This window comes from Shewanella sp. A32 (assembly GCF_029167175.1).
Classification (GTDB): Bacteria; Pseudomonadota; Gammaproteobacteria; order Enterobacterales; family Shewanellaceae; genus Shewanella; species Shewanella yunxiaonensis.
This window is the reverse complement of record NZ_JARFTS010000051.1, coordinates 1-2,819: the sequence shown is the minus strand read 5'-3', so window position 1 is coordinate 2,819 and position 2,819 is coordinate 1. Positions and strand designations below refer to the sequence as shown.

The window sequence follows — 2,819 nt, the reverse complement described above, 5'->3', positions numbered from 1 at the left end:
TGGTTGAGGAAACTCATCCGGGTTGTATGGTTAAGCGACTAAGCGTATACGGTGGATGCCTTGGCAGTCAGAGGCGATGAAGGACGTGTTAATCTGCGAAAAGCTGTGGTGAGGTGATAAAAGCCAATTGAGCCACAGATGTCCGAATGGGGGAACCCACTTGCATAAGCAAGTATCTGCATGTGAATCCATAGCATGCAGAGGCGAACCGGGAGAACTGAAACATCTAAGTACCCCGAGGAAAAGAAATCAACCGAGATTCCCCTAGTAGCGGCGAGCGAACGGGGACCAGCCCTTAAGTCATTGGGGTGTTAGTGGAAGGTGTTGGAAAGCACCACGGTACAGGGTGATAGTCCCGTACACGACAACTAACCGATGATGAAAACGAGTAAGGCGACACACGTGGTATGTTGTCTGAAGATGGGGGGACCATCCTCCAAGGCTAAATACTCCTGACTGACCGATAGTGAACCAGTACCGTGAGGGAAAGGCGAAAAGAACCCCTGTGAGGGGAGTGAAATAGAACCTGAAACCGTATACGTACAAGCAGTGGGAGCGGTTTTTGAGACCGTGACTGCGTACCTTTTGTATAATGGGTCAGCGACTTACATTTAGTAGCGAGGTTAAGCGAATAGCGGAGCCGTAGGGAAACCGAGTGTTAACTGCGCGAATAGTTGCTAGGTGTAGACCCGAACCCCGGTGATCTAGCCATGGGCAGGTTGAAGATTGAGTAACATCAATTGGAGGACCGAACACACGTCTGTTGAAAAAGACGGTGATGACCTGTGGCTGGGGGTGAAAGGCCAATCAAACCGGGAGATATCTGGTTCTCCTCGAAAGCTATTTAGGTAGCGCCTCGAGCGAATACCATTGGGGGTAGAGCACTGTTAAGACTAGGGGGTCATCCCGACTTACCAACTCTTTGCAAACTCCGAATACCAATGAGTACTACTCGGGAGACAGACGGCGGGTGCTAACGTCCGTCGTCAAAAGGGAAACAACCCAGACCGTCAGCTAAGGTCCCAAAGTTATTGCTAAGTGGGAAACGATGTGGGAAGGCTTAGACAGCTAGGATGTTGGCTTAGAAGCAGCCATCATTTAAAGAAAGCGTAATAGCTCACTAGTCGAGTCGGCCTGCGCGGAAGATGTAACGGGGCTAAGCAATACACCGAAGCTACGGGTTCATACTATGTATGAGCGGTAGAGGAGCGTTCTGTAAGCGGATGAAGGTGAAGGGGTAACCCACACTGGACGTATCAGAAGTGCGAATGCTGACATGAGTAACGATAATGGGGGTGAAAAACCTCCACGCCGAAAGACCAAGGGTTCCTGTCCAACGTTAATCGGGGCAGGGTGAGTCGACCCCTAAGGCGAGGCCGAAAGGCGTAGTCGATGGGAAACGGGTTAATATTCCCGTACTTCTGCTAACTGCGATGGAGAGACGGAGAAGGCTAGGCCAGCGCGGCGACGGTCGTCCGCGTTTAAGGTTGTAGGTAGTGTGCTTAGGCAAATCCGGGCACATAATACTGAGGGCTGATGACGAGTCACTAAGGTGATGAAGTGGTTAATGCCAAGCTTCCAGGAAAATCTTCTAAGCTTCAGGTTAGCAGGAATCGTACCCCAAACCGACACAGGTGGTCGGGTAGAGAATACCAAGGCGCTTGAGAGAACTCGGCTGAAGGAACTAGGCAAAATGGTACCGTAACTTCGGGAGAAGGTACGCTCTTGTTGGTGATGAGACTTGCTCTCTAAGCTGACGGGAGTCGCAGATACCAGCTGGCTGCAACTGTTTATCAAAAACACAGCACTGTGCGAACTCGCAAGAGGAAGTATACGGTGTGACGCCTGCCCGGTGCCGGAAGGTTAATTGATTGGGTCATCTTCGGAGAAGCTCATGATCGAAGCCCCGGTAAACGGCGGCCGTAACTATAACGGTCCTAAGGTAGCGAAATTCCTTGTCGGGTAAGTTCCGACCTGCACGAATGGCGTAATGATGGCCAGGCTGTCTCCAGCCGAGACTCAGTGAAGTTGAAATTGCGGTGAAGATGCCGTATACCCGCGGCTAGACGGAAAGACCCCGTGAACCTTTACTATAGCTTGGCACTGAACATTGACCCTGCATGTGTAGGATAGGTGGGAGACTAAGAAGTTGGGACGCTAGTCCTGATGGAGTCGACCTTGAAATACCACCCTTGCAGTGTTGATGTTCTAACCTTGGTCCCTTATCGGGATTAGGGACAGTGCCTGGTGGGTAGTTTGACTGGGGCGGTCTCCTCCTAAAGAGTAACGGAGGAGCACGAAGGTTGGCTAAGTACGGTCGGACATCGTACGGTTAGTGTAATGGCACAAGCCAGCTTAACTGCGAGACAGACACGTCGAGCAGGTGCGAAAGCAGGTCATAGTGATCCGGTGGTTCTGAATGGAAGGGCCATCGCTCAACGGATAAAAGGTACTCCGGGGATAACAGGCTGATACCGCCCAAGAGTTCATATCGACGGCGGTGTTTGGCACCTCGATGTCGGCTCATCACATCCTGGGGCTGAAGTCGGTCCCAAGGGTATGGCTGTTCGCCATTTAAAGTGGTACGCGAGCTGGGTTCAGAACGTCGTGAGACAGTTCGGTCCCTATCTGCCGTGGGCGTTGGAAGATTGAGGGGGGTTGCTCCTAGTACGAGAGGACCGGAGTGAACGAACCGCTGGTGTTCGGGTTGTCATGCCAATGGCATTGCCCGGTAGCTATGTTCGGAATTGATAAACGCTGAAAGCATCTAAGCGTGAAGCGAGCCCCAAGATGAGTCTTCCCTTGGACCTTGAGTCCAC

At 51.9% G+C, this 2,819-nt stretch carries 1 rRNA gene; it reads left to right on the top strand.

What is annotated here, in order from left to right:
- Positions 1 to 28: 28 nt before the first annotated feature.
- Positions 29 to 2,819, top strand: a 23S ribosomal RNA gene (locus PY479_RS17445); the annotation flags it as partial.